Raw genomic sequence first — 18,102 nt, forward strand, 5'->3', positions numbered from 1 at the left:
GATCTTCGCGGCGCACGTCGCGGCGAAGGGGCAGGTCTTGGTGTCGCGGCAGTCCGGGTTTGAGGGCTCGGGATCGCAACACGGCATGTCGTCGGGCATCGGTGCGACGTTTGGCGTCGCGACGCGGTCCGGTTGGTTCGCCACGTCCCAGTGGACGGTCCCGCCCGGAAGGGCGCGCGCCTGCGCGGGGGCGACGGACGCCCCTGCGACAAGGCCGAGCACGGCAAGAGCCGTGAGCAGGCGCGCTATGGCGGATCGGATCGACATCCGCTCCCAGGATCCCACTGTTCGGGGGCTTTGCCTAGCCCCGGACGCGCCGGGCTCGCGACAAGCCCGACGAATACAAGTTCGCGGGCGCAGCCCCGCAAGTTACATCCGTCACCGCGACCTGCACGACGGTGATCAGAACGCGGGTCCGCCCGAAGTGGTGCCGAGGTTCTGGGCCGCGGTGGGGCGCTCGGGGAACTGGGCATTCCCGCGCGTGCTGCTCCTCAGGTCCCGTCCTTGGGCATCGCGCCCCTCCCAAATGCGCCCGAGGCTCCCCGTCGCCTCGGGCGCGGCTCCCGTCGCGCCTTCCAGGACGCTCCAGCCCGCCAAAGGAACGGCCTCGCCGGGCAGCCTCGGGTGCGCCCCAGCGCCGCCTGCCATGATGGTGGAGGCCACCAAGGTCGCAAGGATGTACTTCATCGTATGCTCCATCGTCGTTCGCGTATGCCTTGACGGCGCCGCTACCGACGACTTCGGGACCCGCGGATGATGCGTTACAGAGGACCTGTGCGGGGACCCGCGTCCGCGGCGAACCAAGGCCTTGTGGAAGTCGAACCGGGCCTCGATTCCGACGTTGTCGGGTTCCCGGGTGTCGGGCATAATGCCCTCGCTCCGAAACACGCGTGGCTTCAGAGGCATCCCGTGCGTCCCGAGGTGAACAGGGAAGTCGTGAACGATCGTGCCAAGCTGATGATCCATCGGCTCGTGGCGCGTCGGCTCGCGCACGATCCGGGCATCCTCGATAGCGCCAAGATGGCTGTCATGCGGCTTGAGGCGGCCTACCCCGAGCGCACCTTCGTATCCGAATGGCGCGAGATCCTCGGGCAGCCACCCGGGACGATCCGGCAACTCCTCACCCGACGGGACGAAGGCATGCAGCGGCTTCGGCTCTCCTCGCCGTTCCTGGAAGGAGAGGGTGTGTCGTTTGTGCGCGACCCAAACGTCCGAAAGCGGATTTGGCGCCTTGCACGCAAAGGGGCGGCCGCTCAACGGGCGACGCATGCCGGTCGCCAAGGCTTCTCCGCACCGACGTGAAATGTCCCCTTGATATCAGGACAGTCGCGGACCTGGACCGCACCGCCCGTTCACTGGCGTTGCACTTCAAGACCCGCACCGTGGTGGTCGTCGGCAGCCAGGGCATCCTCGTGGGCTGGCCCGGCGCACCGGTCACGATGTGCATGTCGCCCGAGATCGATGCCTATCCTGCCAACGCTCGGGCCTGGGAGGCCGCCCAGGACGACGACCTCGCGGAGGCATCCGAGGAGATCTCCGTCTTCTTCGGCGAGGGCTCGCTCTTCCACACGGCGCACGGTTTCTACATCGACGGCGTCGACGACCGCACCGCCCGCCTGCCGCCCTCGTGGCCCTCGCGCGCGGTGGTCCGGGAGGTGAGTGGCCACGGCACGGCGACCGTGACGGTGGTGGCTCCCGGGCCGGAGGACCTGATCGTTTCCAAGCTCGCTCGCCTCGCCGACAAGGACAGGGACTACATCGCGGCCTACCACCGGGCCCGGCCTCTCGACCTTGCCGTCATCGAGGCCCGCATGGCGGAATGTGGGCTCGAGGAGCTTCCGGCACGGCGTGCGCTCGCCTTCCTCGCCGGCCTTCCCACGCCCCGCGAGAGCACGCCCGCCGGACCCGTGCGGACAGCGGCAGCCGTGCCGTCCCATCCCGCCGAGACGCACTGCGCCTTCCTCATGGACGAGGGGCGTTCGGTTTCGGTCCGCGCCTGGAACGAAGCGGCCGGGCTCTACGATGTCCTCGACAATCCTCTCGGCCCGGCCGTCGTTGCGCAGGACGGAACGAGCGCCTTCCTGATCGACGGGAAGGCGCTGCCCCGGGAGGTGTGGGACACACATCCGCGCGTCCGCGCCGCGCGACGAGGTGACCTCTCCGGGTACCCGCGACCGAACTGGGCACCCCCGGACTGACCCGCATCCCTCGAAGACCGCGACGCGACTGAAGTGGTCCGGCCCCGAGCGGGCGGCTCAATCGCCTCACCAGCGCATCAGGCGAGGCCCGAGAAGCGCGCCCGCCAGCGTGCAAAGGGCGATCGTGCCGCCGTACCAAACCGCCACGAACGGTACGGTGTCGTCCATGCAGTGGATCGCGTAGCCCATCGCGCTCACGCCTCCCGACGCAAGCCCCACCAAGGCTCCGGCCCGGACGAGGTCCGTCGGTGCGCCAAACTTCCGGACTGCCCACGTCAGGGTCGCGAAGGGGACCACCGCAATCGCCGGGATGGAGACGAGGCATTCGAGCCACATATGGCCGGTGAGCATGGTCCCCCAATGGGCCGGGGGCGCGCTGGCGAGACTGAAGGCAGCGAGGACCATGACCGCCGCGAATGGCAGGGCCACAATCCCGAGGTTCACCCTCCTCTCGCCCCCGGGGCGAGCGATGCGGCCCAGGTAGCGCAAGGCCAGGCCTCCGACGGCGAAGGCGAAGGCCAGCTTCGCCAGCAGGAAGGTGAGTGCCCGCCCTTCGCCCAAGTCCGACCGGACGCCCAACGCGAGGAGGGCCAGGCAAAGCACCCCTGCAGCCCCGGCCGCGGCCCAAAGCGCGATCCGCCTCAGCAGGTTGGGGGACTTGGCAGGCTCGCTGGCGAAGCTCGCGCCAAGCAAGCCAATGAGTTCGTCGGTCTTCATTCCCGTCTGCCTCCTGCCAAGGCGGCCATCGCCTTCAATCCGCGGTGGACGCTGACCTTGATGGCCGATTCCGACATGCCGGAGCGCGTCGCTGCCTCGGCCACGCTCAAGCCTTCCACCTTCATGGCCCGGATCGCCTGTTGCATCTTGCCCGGAAGGCGACCAAGCAGGCGCTCGATGTCGAGCGTGCTCTCGACTGCGACGTGGTCGTCGCGCGCGACCAGTTCCCCCGCGTCCTCGACAGGCACGTCGGCGAGCGAAGCGCGCGTACGCCTCAAATGGTCGATGAGTTTGTAGCGAGCGATGGCGTAAAGCCAGGGCGTGACCGGCTGGCCGACATCGTAGGTGTGCCGTCGGGTGTGAACCGCCATCAGCGTCTCCTGGACGAGATCCTCCGCTTCCGGCGCTGCGCGTCCGGAGCGGGCGAGCTTGCCCTTGAAGTAGGCCCTCAGGTGCGGACCGAGCCGCTCCAGAAACGCCCGGTAATCCGCCGCACTTCCGGCCAGGCCGGACGACAGCAATGCCCGCAACTCGTTTTCCTGACTGATCAAGAGGCCTCTCTCGGCCGACCCGCGGAAGTCGCGTCCGACCCGGCAATTGCACGTCACCGCGGCACGCGTCGCGTCCGATCCGAGCATGCAGCCCCAGGACAAGCGTCCAGCAGCCCGTGCAGCCTAGGGACGCCAGCGCCCTACCGACCTGGGACAGGCGGGGCGGCTGGACGACAACAGCAGTCGCGGTCGTCCGGCCGCCCATCTTGAACTGATTGCCCGCCAGGAGCAATCCGTAGGAAACGGGCGACTGGTTACATGGGATTGCCCCGTTTCTGGTTCTTGCTCGTTTTACGTGGATTATGCGGCCAGAACCATGCGGCGCTTCAGGAGATTGAGGCCTGCCCGTCCGTAGCACTGGCGCTTGATGAGCTTGAGCCGGTTGACCTGGCCTTCAGCCTGGCCGCTACTCCATGGCTCCATGAGAGCAGCCCGGACGGCAGCGATGTCCGCCTCCAATCCTGAGGCGAACGTCGCGATCGCAGGAGCCTCACAGGTTCGGGCCTTCGTGATCCAAGCCTCGATGTCTGCAGCGGCGTCCCGATCATCGGCCACGGGATTGCCCTTCCCGGCGGCGCGCACGAGTGCGGTGAAGCGGCGGGCCAGCCCCGTGACGGCCCGGGCGGTGTCGTCCTGCTCGACGCGGCTCACCACAGCCGCTTCGCTCTCATTCAACACCGAGGTCGGCTGCACGAGCAGCCACGCCAGCTGCCGTGCTGGCGGCAACAGGGTTTCCGATCCAGGCGGCTCCGAAGCGGAAGCCTTGGCACTGCGGGGCTTGCGGCCTGATCGGACCGGCCTCGTCCGGCGCTCGGCGACGAAGCGATGCACCTGCCGGCTCGTCCCCGGATAGCCCTGCTCCCGGATCTCGCGCCACAGGGCCATGGCGTTCTCGCTGCCCTCGTCGATCCGTCCCGCCAAGTATGCGACGTGCGGATCAAGCAGGCTCGGCCCGGCACCGTGAGGCAACCGCGCCGGGAACGTCTCGGCGCTGGCATACTTGCGCACCGTCGCACGAGCCAGCCCCAGGGCACGGGCGATCGCGAGCAGGGGCTTTCCGGCGGCGTGCCGATGGCGGACCTCGTCGTAGACAACCTGCCATCGCATCCGGCTCTGTGCCGCCGCTTCCAACTCCGTCGTAGAGCGGGCAAAGGCGCGGTTGCGCCGGGCGGGACGAACGGTCGAGCCAGGGAGGAGCGGCAGGCTGCGCAACCGGGCATGGGCGCCGTGGAGCCAGCGTTCGACGGCCTGCCGCATGTTGGTGAGCAGGTGCCAGCGATCGGCGACCTGCTGCGCCTGGGGAGCGCCGAGGCTTGCGCCTCGGGCATACTCCGTCGAGCGATCCCAGGCGACGAGTGCGACGCTGGAGTGCCGTTCGAGCCAGCCGGCCACCGTGGGTGCCGTGCGATCCGGGAGGAGATCGACGACGCGGTGACGGTCGAGGTCGACGACGATCGTGCCGTAACGGCTGCCCTTCCTGATCGCCCAGTCGTCGATACCGACCCGGATGGGAGCCGGCGTGTCGGGCATCGGCATGCGGGTGACGAGCCGCAGCACGGTCGCGCGGCTTGCCGGCATGTGGAGGTGCGCGAGAAGACGCGCGCCGCCTGCCCCGCCGCAGGCGAGGCCGACCCTAGCCTGCGCCTCGCCAAGCCGCCGCGTGCGCCGGGCGTGCGGTGCGAGGAGGTCCGTAGGCGTCTTCGCGAAGATGCGGCGTCGGCAGGTCGGGTTGAGGCAGTAGAACCGCCGCACCTCGATGCGGAGCTTGGTCTGCGATGTTGACAGCGGCAGATCGGCGGGCTGGCGGTGATAGCGGCTATGGACGGACCGGCTCGCATGCCCGCACTCTGGGCAGCAGCCTGTGGCTGCGTCCAGTCGCACCGGGACGACGAGGTGATCGTGGTGTCGTTCGACGAGATGCGCAACGCGGCACTCGGGGATGGCGTAGGGAATGTTCATGCCTCCCACGATGGGGAGGGCGGATCAGACCATCATCGGCCCGAGGCGATCCACCGCCATCCACGCAAAGTGAGCAAGAACCACCGATCCGGGGCAATCCCACCCGTACCCGCCGTGCCGGGTCGGGCGCTCGGCATTCACCTCAACCTGGATTGGATCGGCTTGTCCGTCGTCGAGGTGGCGCCGGGTGCCGACCCAGCTGACCTGCGGGACGCCAAGTTCCTCTACCACCGGCTGGTCCGGCTCGCCGTGCCGCCGGAGGCCGGCGCCGAGCAGGTGCGCGAAACCCTGGCTGCGGCCGTGGGGCAGGCGCTGGCGCTCGCCCGCGTCTGGGGCTGCGGCGAGGCGGTTCTGGAGCGCGGCCTCTGCCACCTGCGCTCGGCCGGACGGAACAGGCGGCTCAACCGCCTGCCGAACCACTGGGCACCACGCGTATTCGGCGCCATGCTCAAGCGCCGCTGCGGCTTGGCCGGCATTGCAGTGCGCCAAGTCTGGGACGGCTACTCCACCACCATTTGTAACATGACGCATCCGATGCCCGACGCCTACGCGTCGGCCGCCGAGGTCTGGCCGTGGCACACGGCATCAAGGAGTTTCTGCCGCTCTTCACGCACGAGGTCGTCTCCGGCCTATGGAAGGATCGGAACTGGCCCACGGCGGTGCTGCCGCGGCGTGCGGAAGGATGGGCGGACCTCCACCGGGCGATCAAAGCGGCGGCCCTTGGCGTCCGCCGCCCGCATCCGGAGCTTGCACCGGATCCCGGGCCCCCTGCAGGCTGCGAGGCAGGCAGGGTACGCGATGCGTCGTCTGGGTCTGCGCCATCGGCTGGGGCTTGTCGCCCGGCCGGTCGCGCGGCCCGGGACACGGCATGACAGTTCGGTGCAGGGTGCGGAACCGACACGCACTTCCACGCTGAAATTCGATTAGCCAAAAAATGCTCATATACCCCCGGATCGTATGCGGGGCTAGGCGCGTTCCTCAGTCCTCCGAGCGAAGATGGAGGTGAGGAGATGTCGAGAATGTTGCAGATCGGTGTTCTCGTGCTCGCCGCGGCCGCGTTCGGGTCCGCGGCAGGTCCGGCGCGAGCGCTCGACGAAGTCGGAGCCGCTCATGCCGACCGCCATGGCGCGGAGCCCCACGAACACGTCATCGAGCACAGGAAGACGCTAGGTCACCATGGCGAACCGGGCCATCGAGAGGAGCATCGCGAGGTCGTGTACGAGGGCGGCCATCACGGCGAAGAGCGTCACTGACCCGGGAAGCGAAACCTAACTGACCGCGATTTCGCCCCACGGTATGGGTCTTTCCCGGCGACGGGTACTCCGCCAAACACAGGCGAGATGTCCGTCGGCGGGTGCACCCCGCCCGGACCGGGCGGAGCGCGCTCGCCGGAAGCGCAGCGGTCCCATAGCATCGCCCCGGACCGCGGCTGCCTTGCGCGGGTGGTCAGCCAGGCACGCCGTCCGGCTGGGCATCGGATGAGATCGGGCTCAGCAGGGACCCGGACCGTAGGAGTAAAGCGCGACGGAACGGCGAACCCGACCCATTCCAACCTATTATACCCCAGTAGGGTAAGCGAAGAGAGAGGCTCGAATGAAGGCTGTGAGTACTGCACTCCTTGCCATGGCAATCATGGCTTCCGGCGCAACTCCGTTGCTTGCCCAAGGCAGCCACGGCGCGTCCATGCCCGGTCTGGACATGAAGAACATGGGGCCTCTGCAGAAGGGCTCCATGGAGGCCATGGAAAAGATGAACAAGGCGATGATGCAGGGAATGATGGATCCCGACCCCGATCTGGCTTGGATGAAGGGCATGGCGGCTCACCACCAGGGGGCGGTGGACATGTCCGAGGCCGCCATCAAGCACTCCAAGGACGAGACGGTCGTGAAGGAAGCTCGGAAGACGAAGGACGAAAACGAGAAGAGTCTGCGCGAAATCCAGGCCAAAATCCGGAAGGATAAATAAAATAGTCTATCCTTCAATCGGCATCGGCCCAAAGACTAGTTGGGAAAATGCCCCGACTAGTGCAATAGCGTCAACGAAATCCACCGCGTGCGGCGCGACTTCTCGCGGGTTTGCGAACGGATGGAGGGTGAGCGTCTGTTGCGTTCGTTCGCGTCGGCGCGCAAGAATTAGCTGGCATCCGAGTACGTCCGGACCAGGTGGACCCGCCGAACCGCTTCTACCTGCCACCGAAAGCAACCACGGACGCGGCAGAAGGTCGGGAGCGGCTGGGCGGCGTCACGGGGCGTTGCGAGTTGGGTTCGAACATGCCTCGGCCGTTCGGCCTGCTTCCCGCGGCTCCTTCGTGGCGCTCCATACAAGGAAGGGCCGCCTGTTGCCCTTGTATCCAGGCTCGCGTGCCTGATGCCGCGCTTGCTACGTCTTGAGCTTGGGCGGCACCGAGCTTCGTAGGCGGGTTCCCAGCAGACAACCCCCTTGCAATCGGCTTCAGGAAAGGGCGGCTTTCTGCCGGAGGTGTCGGCGCTCCATTGATCCGCCAACCTCCCTGGCACTCCGGTGGCACTCCGGCGAGATCCTTGCCGTTGCCAGCCGCCCAGGCCGCAGGCGCAAGCACTCGCGCGCGGCGTGAAATGGCCACGTCGCGGGTCGCCGAGAACCGCGTCAAGATAAAGCCCAGCCGAAGGCCGGACGTCTGTCGTCCGCCGCGCGAGTACGACCTGTGGCCGATTTCCAACAGCAACGCGGACCAATCCGAGCTCATCTTAAATTAAGGTGTTCGTGCGTTGCCGGTCCAGTCCATCCGTGCGATGGTCGCACCGAGTTCGCATAGGGTCACACGGTCCTTGGCACGTCTTCGCGCAGTGGTGTTCGCCATTCTGGCGGTGGCGGTTGCCATCGCCCCGGCAGTGCCATGCACGATGATGCGGCATGCCGCCGCCGACCACTTGGGGGTTGCCCTCAAGGCGTCAGAGCCCCACGCGCACCATCGTCATCATCATGCGCGTGCAGGCAACGATGATGCGTCGTCCGGGGTCTCCCTTCAAGCGGAGCACGGAACCGGCACGCTCTCCAGTCCGGGTGCCGCGGCAGACGCCTCCGCCGGCCCTGGTCACCAGCAGTCTCCTGGCGCGCACAGTCATCACAAGCGTGCGGCGGGCTGCATGGCGACCTGCTGTCCCCTGGCCTGCCAGGCAGCCGTGCCGGACGCGCCCTGGTCGGGCGACGCGCTGAGCCTGCGTCCCTCCGAGACCCTCGGCCTGGCCCAGCAGGACGGCGTCGCCGAGCCGCGTCCCCTGCGCATCGAGCGGCCACCCAGGTACCGCGCCTGACCGCGGCGGGCGCGCCGCCCGCCCGCTCCCGTACGCCGCCTCCGGCCGAGCCCTGACCAGGCCCCTTCCTGCACAAGGCCGTGCCCCGCATCGTCGGCACAGCCGCGCCTTCGCCCCCCCCCCTGTCCGCCGGTCCGCGCCTACCGTCGCGGCCGCCAGCCCCCGTTCGGGATCCAAGCCGATGCTCAACCTCCTCAAGCCGGCCGTGGCGCTCACGGCCCTGCCGCTTGCGGCCTGCGTGCCCACCGCCGCGCCGGACTGGCTCGTCCTGCCCGCCAACCCCGCCGTCGCCGTGCGCGCGCCGCACTACTCCGCGGTCACCGCCGGCGTGGCGCGCTACGACGTGGTCGATCCCAAGGACTGGCGCGAACTCAACCGCGCGGTGACGCCGAAGCCAGGCTCGGGCGGCATGGAGGGCATGGACTACTCCCGGATGCCCGGCATGAACATGCCCGGCATGGGCGGCAGGCGCGACACGGGAGGGCGATGATGCGCCGCCCCTGTAACCAATCCCAGCTCGCCGCCGGACTAGGCCTCAAAGGAAACTCACGGATGACCTCGGCTCAGACTCGCTGGTCCGGCGCATGCTGGGGAGCCGAAGCGTCGCTCGGCCGCCGCGCCCGGGCGGCCGCCCTGCTGGCGGTCGTCGGGGTGCCGCTCGGCGGCTGCTTGGGCTTCTCGGCCGACGGTGGGCTCGGCCCGGCGCACAGCTATGCCGCTCTGGAGCTGAGGAAGGGCATCGTGAAAGTCTCCGACGAGACCGCCGCGGCGGGCGCAGCGACGCGTGCAGAGCAACTGCTGCGGCGCCCGTTGACGCCCGACGGCGCGGTTCAGGTCGCCTTACTGAAGAACCGCGCCCTGCAAGCGTCCTTCAACGACCTAGGCGTGTCGGAAGCCGAGTTCGTCCAGGCGACCCTGCCGCCAGTCCCGCGGCTCTCTCTCAGCCGTACCGGGGGCGATTTCACGCTGGAGATCGAGCGCTCGGTGGCCGCGAGCCTTATCGAACTCCTGACGCTGCCCGTCCGCATACCCATCGCGCAGAACCGTTTCAGGGCGGAGCAGTACCGCGCGGTCGGACAGGTGCTGCGGCTCGCCGGCGAGGCCCGGCGCCAGTTCTACCGGACCGTGTCGGCGAACCAGTCCATCGCCTACCTGGAGCAGGCGCTCGCGAGCGCCGGCTCCGCGTCCACCCTGGCCAAGCAGCTCGGTGAGACGGGCGCCTTGAACAAGCTGGAACAGGCGCGCGAGCACGCTTTCTACAGCGAACTCGGAGCGCAGCTGGCCAAAGCCCGCGTCTTGCAGCGGGTCGAGCGCGAGAAACTGATCCGCCTGCTTGGCCTCTGGGGACGCGAGATCGACTTCAAGCTCCCGAACAGTCTGCCGGCGCTGCCGGGCCGGTTGGTGAGCGGCACCCTAATCGAGGCCGAGGCGATCAAGAAGCGGGCGGACATCCAGACGGCGCGCTTCGAACTCCAGTCGCTCGCGGGCCAGTACGGCCTCAACCAGGTCAGCGGCTTCATCAACGTGCTTGATGTCGGATATTCCGATCGCTTCGATCGCTCGAAGGCATTCGAGCCGAACGAGCAGGGCGGCTTCAACGTCACGCGCGACAAGAGCTTCGGGCGCGGCTACTCCGTCGACCTCGTCATCCCCATCTACGACTTTGGGACGACGGTGGTGCGCGGTGCGCGGGAGGCATACCTCGGCGCTGCCCACCGTCTCGCTGAGAAGGCGGTCAACGCCCGCTCGGAGGTGCGCGAGGCCTACCAGCGCTATCGCGGCCAGTACGACATCACCCGCCACTACCAGGGCAGCGTGCTGCCCCTGCGCAAGACGATCCAGGACCAAGCGCTGTTGCAGTACAGCGGAATGCTGATCGATGTCACCACCCTGATCATCGACGCCCGGTCCCGGATCCTGAGCAACATCCAGGCCATCGAAGCCCAACGCGACTTCTGGATCGCGGCGACCGACCTCAGGGCGGCCGTGATAGGCGGCGGCTTCAGCGGAGAGGGGTTCGGCGGCGAGAGCGCAGGCGTCGAGGGGGTTGCCGGCGGCGGGGGCGAGACCCTCGCAGCCGCAACCCCGGGCGGCTGACGCCACCTCGCACGAGACACATGGAGAGACCAATGACTGAGATTTCGCGGAGGAACCTGCTCGGGGCCGGCGGACTGGTCCTCGCAGGGACGTCGATGATCAGCGGGCGCGTGCAGGCCGCCGGCCTGCCCGAGGCGCCCTCGATGGACAAGGCGACGACGCAGCCGCCGCTCGTGCCCACCACCGGCGTCGACTACAATCCGGTGGTGACGCTGAATGGCTGGACCCTTCCGTGGCGCATGCGCGGGGACTGGAAGGAGTTCCACCTCGTAGCGGAGCCCGTCGTACGCGAGATGGCACCGGGCATGAAGGCCCATCTCTGGGGTTACAACGGACAGTCGCCGGGTCCGACCATCGAGGCCGTCGAGGGCGACAAGGTGCGCATCTTCGTCACCAACCGGTTGCCGGAGGCGACTTCCGTGCATTGGCACGGCCAGACGCTGCCCAACGGCATGGACGGCGTCGCCGGGCTCAACCAGCCCGGCATCCCGACCGGCAAGACCTTCGTCTACGAGTTCATCCTGAGGCGCTCGGGCACCTTCATGTACCACCCGCACTCGGACGAGATGGTCCAGATGGCGATGGGCATGATGGGCTTCTTCGTCGTGCATCCGCGCGACCCAGCCGAGCGGCGGGTCGACCGCGACTTCGTCTGGCTCCTGAACGCCTACGATATCGAGGCCGGGTCGTACGTGCCTAAGGTCAACACGATGCTCGATATGAACATGTGGTGCTTCAACAGCCGTGTCTGGCCGGGCATCGATCCCATGGTCGCGCGCCAGGGCGACAAGGTGCGCATGCGCTTCGGCAACCTCACCATGACTAACCACCCCATCCACGTTCACGGGGTCGATTTCCACGTCTCGGGTACGGACGGCGGCTGGATCCCGCCCGAGCGGCAATGGTACGAGGTGTCCGCCGATGTGGCCGTAGGTCAGATGAGGGCCATCGAGTTCAACGCCGACGCACTCGGTGACTGGGCGGTCCACTGCCACAAGTCGCACCATACCATGAACGCCATGGGCCACTCGGTGCGCACATACATCGGCGTGAACCTAAAGAGCACGGCTAAGCGGATTCAGAGGATCGCGCCGGGCTACATGCCCATGGGTTCGACCGGCATGGGCGCCATGGCCGAGATGGAGATGCCGTTGCCCGAGAACACGCTGCCGATGATGACCGGTACCGGTCCGTTCGGCTCGGTCGAGATGGGGGGCATGTTCACCGTGCTGAAGGTCCGCCCGGACGTGGCGCCAGGCGACTATAGGGACCCGGGCTGGTATCAGCATCCGCCGGGTACGCAGGCCTACGAGTGGACTGGCGAGCCCCTACCCGAGCCTAGCCGCGATCCAAATACTCCGCGTGGCAAGCGCGCGCGTGAGACCGACCTGCGCGTGGTCGACCCGCGAAAGCGTCGGACGGCCGCCAACCCGGGCGGTCACGGAAACCACTGAGCCGGCGATGCCGGATGTCTTCCAGGCTTCTGCCACGACGGTGCCCTAACGCGGGCGCGCACTGGCGGACGGGTTCGGGCGGACCTAGTCCCCCGAAAGCCGCTGCACGGGCCTCGCCACGGCCCCTCAAGAGGTGCCCGTGCAGCGGCACAGCGACCATCAGGAGAACACGATGAGGCAGATACCTCTCTACGCCCTCGCCGCGCTGCTGGCCCTGGCGGGCCCGGCCTGGGCGCAATCCGTCAAGGCCACGGTCACGAAGGTAGACCAGGCGGCTGGCAAGGTCACGCTGGACCACGAGCGCATCCCGAAGCTCGACATGGACGCCATGACCATGGCCTACAAGGTCAAGGATCCGGTGATGCTCAAGGATCTGAAGTCCGGGGACAAGATCGAATTCGAGGTCGACGAGGCCGACGGTCAGTACACTGTCACGAAGATTCGGAAAGCCAAGTAGCGCCCCGAACCGGCCCGCCGCGCGGACACGCACGATGCCGCGCGGCAGGCCCCTGCCGTAGAGGAAATCACATGCGACATCTATTCCTGTCGGCTGCCGTGAGCTTGGTGTTGGCAAGCCCGCTCTCGGGGGCGGCCTGGGCCCAACCCGCCAAGGGCGCCCCGGCCGCAATTGAGCGTGTGCGCGAGGTCATGGCCGACCGCTTCAGGAACCTGAAGCTGACTGGCGATCCGGACCGGGACTTCGCCGAACTCCTGATCGCGAGCTACGAGCAGACACTCTTCCTCGCCAAGGCACAGCTCGAATACGGCGGCGACCGGCAGTTGCGCGAGACGGCGCAGAAGATCCAGGACGAGCAGCAGCAGAAGATCGACGCTCTCAAGGAGTGGCAAGTCCGGAGCCGGCAATCGGATTACCGGTCACAGCCGAACCAGACGCCTTCCGGCGAGGGCCCGCTGGACCGCCAAGCCCAGGCGGGCGGCTCGCGCCAGCCTGCGTCTCCTTCTCCCGCGCCGCCGCCCAAACCTGCCGCAGCCCAGCCCCCTGCCAACACGCCTCTCGTGAGCGGGACCGTCCAGAAGGTCGACGAAGCCGCCGGCAAGGTCACGCTGGACCACGAGCGCATCCCGAACATCGACATGGACGCCATGACCATGGCCTACCGGGTTGCCGACCCCGCCATCCTGAAGGGAGTGAAGGCCGGGGACCGGGTCCGGTTCTCCGCCGACCGGGTGAATGGGCAACTCGCCATCACGCGCATCCAGAAGGCGCGATGAGGCGACGGAGGACATCGAGCGCGCACTCAACCCGGTTCTGCCGACGGCATCCTGCACCCGACGCGTTGGCAGTCCGGCTCGGGCCCATTAACCCAGGATACTTTCATGCGAACTGCCAAGATCGTCCTTCTCACGCTGCTCTCGGCCGGCGCCCTGGCGACTTTCGCCGCTGCTGCCGTGATCTACGCAGGCGTTTTCAACGTCGCGGCCACTGAGCCCCACTGGGCTCTGACCACGTGGGTGCTGGAGAAGGCACGGGTGCGCTCGATCCGTGCGCATGCGGCTGGTCTGGCGCCCCCCCCAGGTTACGACGAGCAAGACAAGCTCGTGTCAGCCGTCGGACACTTTTCGGAGCATTGCGCCACGTGCCACGGCGGACCTGGCGCCAAGCGCAGCGAGGTGGCCGACGGCATGTACCCCGAGCCGCCCGACCTCAAGGAGGCTACGAGGCGCTACACCGCAGGCGAGCTGTTCTGGATCCTGAAGAACGGCATCAAGATGAGCGGCATGCCGTCGATGGCGAGTGACGGTGACGAGATGCTTTGGGCGACGGTAGCGTTGCTGCAGAAGATGCCGGGCCTGTCCAACGACGAGTACAACGACATGTGGATGCAGGCGCAGGCAGCAGGCGACCACGGCGGCATGAACCATGGCACCGCCCCAGCGGAAGGTACGAAGGGAACCGACCAGCCGTCCACCGCATCGCAGCCAGACGGCGCGCGGCACAAGCACAGCCATTGACCGTCGCGGCCCGCCACGCGAAAGCCCTTGAGGTCGCCTCACACCAGTCGGGTGGCGCCGTGAGGGCGGATCCGAAGCCCCCAAACACGCTGTCGTTGCACACGCTCGCTGCCGGATCGGGCACCAGGACGGGCACTGGTCGGAAGCCGCTCCGACTCGTGTGGTCTCCCACGGCCAAGGCCACACGGGCGACCAACGACCAGGCAAATACAAGAGCAAATGGAGATCTACGATGAAGAGATACGCGATACCGTTGTTGCTCGCCCTCGGCCTCGCATCCGGGTCCGCCCTCGCCCATGGCGAGGCACCCCAGGCCGCGCATGGCGGCCTCGTGCAAGAGGCGCAGGAGCTATGGTTGGAACTCGTGGTGAAGGATGCCGATGTAACCGTCTACGTCCTGGACGAGATGCGCAAGCCCGTTCCCGCGTCACAGATCTCAGGCACCGCCACGGTGCTGGTCGGTGGCAAAAGCTACAAGGTTGACCTGAGCCCAGCGGGCACCAACAGCGTCCAGGGCAAGCTGCCCGTCGCGGCAACCAGCCAGGTCGTGGCGACGGTTTCGTTGAAGGTCGGCGGAAGGGCCGCGTCCGCGCGGTTCACGAAAAAGGCTTGATTGACTGGGTTCGCGAGCCTGCGGCACATGCGGTTGCGGTCGGCGAGGTGGTTGGCTGTCAGGCAGAACAGTTCGCCGGTCGTCCCGGGAAGGCACTGCTCGGCAGGCCGCGGAGCCAGGCCACGGCAAGCATCGGCCGGTCGGGCGAGGGTACCTATTACGTCGTCAGGCAGGTCTGGACGCTCCTGCCATCGGCCTCGGCGGCCTCGGCGCGGGCGATAAGGGCGTCGATGTCGGCTGCAGCCGCTCGACGAAGCAGAGCAGATGCTCGCCGCCGTCGTCCTCTGCGACGCGGATGGCCCGGCCGCGCTCGCGCGCGACACGGGGGGTGGCTTCCTGTTTGGCGCGCTTCCAGACGTCGCCCGCGAATGCCTCGACGGCGGCGTCGAGGCCTTTGGACAGGTCGTTGGGTTCGGGCTCACAAGGAACTCGTGGTCGGCGGCGTCGACGGCGCAGGGGAGGGAGGTGGCCTGCACGGGAGAAACATCCGCGTTTCGTGCTTGCCTGTCAGGGCGGCATGGAGCGGCGACGACCGCCGCAGATCCCAACGTTCCGTCTCGCATGGCGACCGGACGGAGCGTTTCATCGCCCCGATCCTCCTCATTTGTCCGACTACCGAGGTTGGCGATGTAGGCGCACTTCTTCTTGGCCTGCCCGGCTTTCGCGGCAAGGGTAGCCGGCGGAAAAAGCAGCCTGGAGCTTGCGCCGTGCTTGGTCAACCAGCAGGACCATGGCGTCGAGGGCGGGGTGGTCCGGGAGGTGCGTATGGCCCATGGTGGATGGACCCGGCAAGCAGGACCTCAAGGATGACATCGTGCAAGAACATAGCTGGAGCAAACGACGGCAGGCATCGTGGCCTAACCCAACGTCATCCTTATCCATCCGATGCCTCAGTTAACCTTGAGTCGCGCGCGCAGCGACCTTTCGCCGTTCCAATGGACGGCATTTTTCATTCTTTAATGCCGAGACTTGACGCTCTGGCTAGGCGTGCTCCCTTCCGGCAGGAGCCGCACCGAGGGAAGCCGTCGTGACACATCAGGATGATCCGCTCTGGTACGACACTGAGACGGAGGTAGCGGCGTCGAGCCGCTTTCCATTCTGGAAGTGTGCTCTGACCCTCGTTCTCACGGCTGTGGCAGTCTACCTGATCGTTTGATCCCGATGCGTCATCCCCGCGCGTCCAGGGCAAGTTCCTGCATGTCCGTGGCTTACCATGGCCGTGAAAGCCGCAAGCCGCTCGCGATGAGCGGACGGAAGCTCGCCGCGTTTCCCGCGGGTGCGGCGACGTTCCCCGGTCGACGCCGACAAGGTCATGCGTGCCGTTGTCGCGGGAGGAGGGAATGGCCGTCCCGGACGGCAGGGTGGGGTTCACGGCGTATCCACCGAGTTGGTGAGCATGGTGGGTGAAGCCGACAGGGGGCCGCGCCCGACATCCTTTGGCGCCTGTCCGGTTGCGCCGGGGCAGAGTGCGAAAAGGCGCGGCAGCGTCGGCTCTACCGAGGCCGGCAACGGGCGGGCCCCCAGCCGTGCGGGCGCCTCAGCACCGAGCTGACGCAGGACGTCCGCGCTGACGACCATGTCCAGGTCGTCCTCCTTGGCACGTCGCTCGATCCGCGACAGGTCGTTCATGACCGTCCCGAGCACTGTGAACTCGGCACGCCGGCCATCGTCGAACACGCCGGCCAGGACCGGGCCGCAGTGCAGGGTGGCGATGACCCGCAGCGTCGGGCACCCAGTCCTGTGCCGCTCGCGGTTCAACGCTGCCAGGGTCGCGAGCGTCGCCTCCGCGGCCGCCACGGCCCGTGCGGCCTGTTCGCCGGCGTCGCCGTCTAGGAACAGCGCCAGCACTCCGTCGCCGACGTACTTGTCGACTACGCCGCCATGGGTCGTCACCGCGTCGTGGACGAGGCGCCGGAAGTCCAGCAGCCAAGCGACCGAGAGCGCAGGCGGATACGTCCTGGCGAGCGCCGAGGAGCCCCGAAGATCGACGCCGAGCAGGGTCGCATGGCGCTCGGCCACGGAGGCCGTGCCGCCCGTGCGGACGACCTCCGTGGCTACGCCGTCCGGCAGGAACCTGGACAGCATCAGCCGTTCCTCCCCGGCGCGCAACACCGCTGCGGCCGACGCACGCATCCACGCGGCTGTTGCCACGACGAAGCCCGACGCGACCGCGAACGCGGCAAGGCCCATGCCCTGGCGGACCAGGACGCGGGTGCCGTCCGGCCCGAGACGCGCGGGGTCCATGAGCAGGGCCAGCGCGGCCGCCCACCCGACGGCAACGAGCACCGCGAAGAGCGCGGCGAGCCGAGGCCGGAGACGCATGCCGGTCTGCAGCAGGAACAAGTACGCCGGCAGGAGGCTGACCGAGTCGGTCGCGAGATGGGCCTCGCCGGCATACCGCGGCACGTGGTCGGCGACGACGTAGACCGCGATGGCCGCATCGGCGCACGTGGCCGCGAGCGGGAGCCAGGCGCGGACGCGGTCGGACCGCGCCCGGGCGCCGGCAGCCGCCAGCAGCGTGACGACGCCGTAGGCCCCGAGCACGACCCAGTGGCCCGCGCGGTTGCCGTGGCCGTAGTCGGCGAGGGCACCCAGCAGGAGGATGAGGACGACACCGAGCCGCGGAGCTAGCGCCCGCCGCTCGAAGTCCTGCTCCATTCGGGCAGGCAGTTCCGCCCAGAACAGCCCGGCGGGGTCGGCCGATGATGCCGGAGGTGAGGGCATTCCGCTCACCGGGACTTCCGGGCGGCGGGTGAGCCGTCCACATGCAACGTGACCGGCACGTCGAAGCGGTCGAACCGGACGACGGCCGAGACCCTCGCGCCCTCCAGCAGATCATGCCGGAGGGGTCCGACATCAATCCACGCCGTGCGGTCGCCCAGCCGGTAGACGTCGCCAGCTTCGACGCCCACGCCGGCAACCGCGGCGCTATGGCTCACGCCCAGGAACCCGCGCACCTGCGATGGTTCGCCCGTGGTGAGGAGCAGTCCCAACAGCACGGCCCGATCAGGCCCGTCGTTCTCGATGGTGAACGTGACTCGGCTCGTTTCGCCAGATCTCGCCGGCGTGGCGGCGATCCCCTCGATGTGGATCTCGCCCGCTGTGGCGCCCTCGTCGTGCGACAGGGCGGTGCTGGCCATCAGGGCAGACGCCCCCGTCGCGGCAAATGCCCGGAACAAGTTCGTGATCATCGCAAGTCAATCCTGGTGCGTTGGCCTGGTCGGCACCTCGGCACGATCAACCGAC

At 68.0% G+C, this 18,102-nt stretch carries 20 protein-coding genes; 12 read left to right on the forward strand and 8 right to left on the reverse strand.

Translation table 11 applies throughout. The features are described from left to right. Both VQ02_RS38710 and VQ02_RS12455 read right to left on the reverse strand, forming a co-directional pair. The coding region (locus VQ02_RS38710; RefSeq protein ID WP_048444557.1) for a hypothetical protein at window positions 1-267 on the reverse strand (267 nt) is incomplete at its 3' end. Window positions 268-402: 135 nt separating this feature from the next. Next, complete coding sequence (locus tag VQ02_RS12455; RefSeq protein ID WP_048444558.1) at window positions 403-687, reverse strand: hypothetical protein; 285 nt, start codon at window positions 685-687, stop codon at window positions 403-405. 222 nt (window positions 688-909) lie between these two features. Here VQ02_RS12455 and VQ02_RS35575 point away from each other — a divergent pair, with 222 nt between their 5' ends. Continuing rightward, the gene (locus VQ02_RS35575) at window positions 910-1,302 is read left to right on the forward strand and encodes a hypothetical protein (RefSeq protein WP_157080603.1); all 393 of its coding nucleotides are present in this window, start codon (window positions 910-912) and stop codon (window positions 1,300-1,302) included. 59 nt (window positions 1,303-1,361) lie between these two features. Beyond that, window positions 1,362-2,198, forward strand: a complete 837-nt coding sequence (locus VQ02_RS39090; protein WP_245239709.1) for a DUF6036 family nucleotidyltransferase — start codon at window positions 1,362-1,364, stop codon at window positions 2,196-2,198. Between the two features lie 66 nt (window positions 2,199-2,264). On the opposite strand, the gene VQ02_RS12475 is transcribed toward VQ02_RS39090, so the two are convergent. The 4 genes from VQ02_RS12475 to VQ02_RS12490 form a co-directional block, all read right to left on the reverse strand. Beyond that, the gene (locus VQ02_RS12475; RefSeq protein ID WP_048444520.1) at window positions 2,265-2,915 is read right to left on the reverse strand and encodes an NrsF family protein; all 651 of its coding nucleotides are present in this window, start codon (window positions 2,913-2,915) and stop codon (window positions 2,265-2,267) included. Next, entirely contained in the window at window positions 2,912-3,466 is a 555-nt protein-coding gene (locus VQ02_RS12480) for a sigma-70 family RNA polymerase sigma factor (protein WP_197093094.1), read from the reverse strand. The genes VQ02_RS12475 and VQ02_RS12480 overlap by 4 nt, the downstream gene beginning before the upstream one ends. 300 nt (window positions 3,467-3,766) lie before the next feature. Beyond that, window positions 3,767-5,425 (reverse strand): ISL3 family transposase, encoded by a 1,659-nt coding sequence (locus tag VQ02_RS12485; RefSeq protein ID WP_048444522.1) that lies wholly within the window; start codon window positions 5,423-5,425, stop codon window positions 3,767-3,769. A gap of 24 nt (window positions 5,426-5,449) precedes the next feature. Further along, window positions 5,450-5,797, reverse strand: coding sequence for a hypothetical protein (locus tag VQ02_RS12490; protein ID WP_048444523.1), 348 nt, complete (start codon window positions 5,795-5,797; stop codon window positions 5,450-5,452). 647 nt (window positions 5,798-6,444) lie between these two features. On the opposite strand from VQ02_RS12490, the gene VQ02_RS37005 reads away from it, so the two are divergent. The 10 genes from VQ02_RS37005 to VQ02_RS12545 all read left to right on the forward strand — a co-directional run bounded on the left by VQ02_RS37005 (window position 6,445) and on the right by VQ02_RS12545 (window position 14,856). Next, a complete protein-coding gene (locus VQ02_RS37005) occupies window positions 6,445-6,678 on the forward strand; it encodes a hypothetical protein (protein ID WP_157080604.1) in 234 nt (77 codons plus the stop codon). 340 nt (window positions 6,679-7,018) lie between these two features. Continuing rightward, entirely contained in the window at window positions 7,019-7,390 is a 372-nt protein-coding gene (locus tag VQ02_RS12500) for a DUF305 domain-containing protein (RefSeq protein WP_048444525.1), read from the forward strand. Window positions 7,391-8,196: 806 nt separating this feature from the next. Beyond that, on the forward strand, window positions 8,197-8,718 hold the full coding sequence (locus tag VQ02_RS40010; protein ID WP_425339898.1) for a hypothetical protein: 522 nt from the start codon (window positions 8,197-8,199) through the stop codon (window positions 8,716-8,718). A gap of 181 nt (window positions 8,719-8,899) precedes the next feature. Beyond that, window positions 8,900-9,208, forward strand: coding sequence for a hypothetical protein (locus tag VQ02_RS12515; RefSeq protein ID WP_048444561.1), 309 nt, complete (start codon window positions 8,900-8,902; stop codon window positions 9,206-9,208). 62 nt (window positions 9,209-9,270) lie between these two features. After that, window positions 9,271-10,815, forward strand: a complete 1,545-nt coding sequence (locus VQ02_RS12520; RefSeq protein ID WP_156295496.1) for a TolC family protein — start codon at window positions 9,271-9,273, stop codon at window positions 10,813-10,815. A gap of 32 nt (window positions 10,816-10,847) precedes the next feature. Beyond that, on the forward strand, window positions 10,848-12,269 hold the full coding sequence (locus VQ02_RS12525) for a multicopper oxidase family protein (RefSeq protein WP_048444528.1): 1,422 nt from the start codon (window positions 10,848-10,850) through the stop codon (window positions 12,267-12,269). A gap of 172 nt (window positions 12,270-12,441) precedes the next feature. After that, window positions 12,442-12,726 carry a copper-binding protein gene (locus tag VQ02_RS12530; RefSeq protein ID WP_048444562.1) on the forward strand — a complete coding sequence of 95 codons (285 nt, stop codon included), beginning with the start codon at window positions 12,442-12,444 and terminating at the stop codon, window positions 12,724-12,726. A gap of 71 nt (window positions 12,727-12,797) precedes the next feature. After that, a complete protein-coding gene (locus tag VQ02_RS12535) occupies window positions 12,798-13,502 on the forward strand; it encodes a copper-binding protein (protein WP_048444529.1) in 705 nt (234 codons plus the stop codon). Between the two features lie 105 nt (window positions 13,503-13,607). After that, window positions 13,608-14,243, forward strand: coding sequence for a c-type cytochrome (locus VQ02_RS12540; protein WP_048444530.1), 636 nt, complete (start codon window positions 13,608-13,610; stop codon window positions 14,241-14,243). A 232-nt stretch (window positions 14,244-14,475) separates the two neighbouring features. Beyond that, entirely contained in the window at window positions 14,476-14,856 is a 381-nt protein-coding gene (locus VQ02_RS12545) for a hypothetical protein (RefSeq protein WP_048444531.1), read from the forward strand. A 1,368-nt stretch (window positions 14,857-16,224) separates the two neighbouring features. Here VQ02_RS12545 and VQ02_RS12550 read toward each other — a convergent pair. Further along, on the reverse strand, window positions 16,225-17,514 hold the full coding sequence (locus VQ02_RS12550; protein ID WP_053080350.1) for an adenylate/guanylate cyclase domain-containing protein: 1,290 nt from the start codon (window positions 17,512-17,514) through the stop codon (window positions 16,225-16,227). Between the two features lie 71 nt (window positions 17,515-17,585). Further along, the gene (locus tag VQ02_RS12555; RefSeq protein WP_048444532.1) at window positions 17,586-18,047 is read right to left on the reverse strand and encodes a hypothetical protein; all 462 of its coding nucleotides are present in this window, start codon (window positions 18,045-18,047) and stop codon (window positions 17,586-17,588) included. Window positions 18,048-18,102: the final 55 nt, after the last annotated feature.

It is taken from the genome of Methylobacterium variabile, assembly GCF_001043975.1.
GTDB lineage: Bacteria > Pseudomonadota > Alphaproteobacteria > Rhizobiales > Beijerinckiaceae > Methylobacterium > Methylobacterium variabile.

Coding starts and splice junctions, on each gene's coding strand:
- VQ02_RS12455 (WP_048444558.1), bottom strand. CDS start 687: ATGAAGTACATCCTTGCGACCTTGGTGGCCTCCACCATCATGGCAGGC.
- VQ02_RS12475 (WP_048444520.1), bottom strand. CDS start 2,915: ATGAAGACCGACGAACTCATTGGCTTGCTTGGCGCGAGCTTCGCCAGC.
- VQ02_RS12485 (WP_048444522.1), bottom strand. CDS start 5,425: ATGAACATTCCCTACGCCATCCCCGAGTGCCGCGTTGCGCATCTCGTC.
- VQ02_RS37005 (WP_157080604.1), top strand. CDS start 6,445: ATGTTGCAGATCGGTGTTCTCGTGCTCGCCGCGGCCGCGTTCGGGTCC.
- VQ02_RS12500 (WP_048444525.1), top strand. CDS start 7,019: ATGAAGGCTGTGAGTACTGCACTCCTTGCCATGGCAATCATGGCTTCC.
- VQ02_RS40010 (WP_425339898.1), top strand. CDS start 8,197: ATGGTCGCACCGAGTTCGCATAGGGTCACACGGTCCTTGGCACGTCTT.
- VQ02_RS12515 (WP_048444561.1), top strand. CDS start 8,900: ATGCTCAACCTCCTCAAGCCGGCCGTGGCGCTCACGGCCCTGCCGCTT.
- VQ02_RS12520 (WP_156295496.1), top strand. CDS start 9,271: ATGACCTCGGCTCAGACTCGCTGGTCCGGCGCATGCTGGGGAGCCGAA.
- VQ02_RS12525 (WP_048444528.1), top strand. CDS start 10,848: ATGACTGAGATTTCGCGGAGGAACCTGCTCGGGGCCGGCGGACTGGTC.
- VQ02_RS12530 (WP_048444562.1), top strand. CDS start 12,442: ATGAGGCAGATACCTCTCTACGCCCTCGCCGCGCTGCTGGCCCTGGCG.
- VQ02_RS12535 (WP_048444529.1), top strand. CDS start 12,798: ATGCGACATCTATTCCTGTCGGCTGCCGTGAGCTTGGTGTTGGCAAGC.
- VQ02_RS12540 (WP_048444530.1), top strand. CDS start 13,608: ATGCGAACTGCCAAGATCGTCCTTCTCACGCTGCTCTCGGCCGGCGCC.
- VQ02_RS12545 (WP_048444531.1), top strand. CDS start 14,476: ATGAAGAGATACGCGATACCGTTGTTGCTCGCCCTCGGCCTCGCATCC.
- VQ02_RS12550 (WP_053080350.1), bottom strand. CDS start 17,514: ATGGAGCAGGACTTCGAGCGGCGGGCGCTAGCTCCGCGGCTCGGTGTC.
- VQ02_RS12555 (WP_048444532.1), bottom strand. CDS start 18,047: ATGATCACGAACTTGTTCCGGGCATTTGCCGCGACGGGGGCGTCTGCC.